Source organism: Nocardia sp. NPDC005978 (genome assembly GCF_040614455.1).
Lineage (GTDB): Bacteria > Actinomycetota > Actinomycetes > Mycobacteriales > Mycobacteriaceae > Nocardia.
This window is the reverse complement of sequence record NZ_JBEXUS010000253.1, coordinates 1-1,088: the sequence shown is the minus strand read 5'-3', so window position 1 is coordinate 1,088 and position 1,088 is coordinate 1. Positions and strand designations below refer to the sequence as shown.

Sequence of the window (1,088 nt, the reverse complement as noted above, 5' to 3'; positions counted from 1 at the left end):
GTATAGGTTGAAAAAAAGTTCTTGACAAAGGGAGAAAAGTAGGTATAATAGAAAGAGTTGAAAAGCTCAGGTCCGTTGGTCAAGGGGTTAAGACACCGCCTTTTCACGGCGGTAACACGGGTTCGAATCCCGTACGGACTATGGTGTATTGTGGTTAGAAAAAACTTGGAAAAAAATTTAAAAAACTTGTTGACAGAGAGAGCTAGCTGTGATATACTAATATAGTTGTCGCTCATGAGAGAAGTGAGAGACAAAGACCTTTGAAAACTGAACAAGACGAACCAATGTGCAGGGCACTATAACTGAGGTTATAGTACTGAACAATGAAAAAAACAATAAATCTGTCAGTGACAGAAATGAGTGAGAACTCAAACTTTTAATGAGAGTTTGATCCTGGCTCAGGACGAACGCTGGCGGCGTGCCTAATACATGCAAGTAGAACGCTGAAGGAGGAGCTTGCTTCTCTGGATGAGTTGCGAACGGGTGAGTAACGCGTAGGTAACCTGCCTGGTAGCGGGGGATAACTATTGGAAACGATAGCTAATACCGCATAAGAACAGTTGTTGCATGACAGCTGTTTAAAAGGTGCAATTGCACCACTACCAGATGGACCTGCGTTGTATTAGCTAGTTGGTGGGGTAACGGCCTACCAAGGCGACGATGCATAGCCGACCTGAGAGGGTGATCGGCCACACTGGGACTGAGACACGGCCCAGACTCCTACGGGAGGCAGCAGTAGGGAATCTTCGGCAATGGGCGGAAGCCTGACCGAGCAACGCCGCGTGAGTGAAGAAGGTTTTCGGATCGTAAAGCTCTGTTGTAAGAGAAGAACGAGTGTGAGAGTGGAAAGTTCATACTGTGACGGTATCTTACCAGAAAGGGACGGCTAACTACGTGCCAGCAGCCGCGGTAATACGTAGGTCCCGAGCGTTGTCCGGATTTATTGGGCGTAAAGCGAGCGCAGGCGGTTAGATAAGTCTGAAGTTAAAGGCTGTGGCTTAACCATAGTACGCTTTGGAAACTGTTTAACTTGAGTGCAAGAGGGGAGAGTGGAATTCCATGTGTAGCGGTGAAATGCGTAGATATAT

At 46.9% G+C, this 1,088-nt stretch carries 1 tRNA gene and 1 rRNA gene; both read left to right on the top strand.

The features are described 5' to 3' along the window. The first annotated feature begins 69 nt into the window (after window positions 1-69). Window positions 70-141: transfer RNA gene (locus tag ABZ319_RS40495), tRNA-Glu, on the top strand. A gap of 234 nt (window positions 142-375) precedes the next feature. Continuing rightward, window positions 376-1,088 (top strand): 16S ribosomal RNA (locus ABZ319_RS40490); the annotation flags it as partial.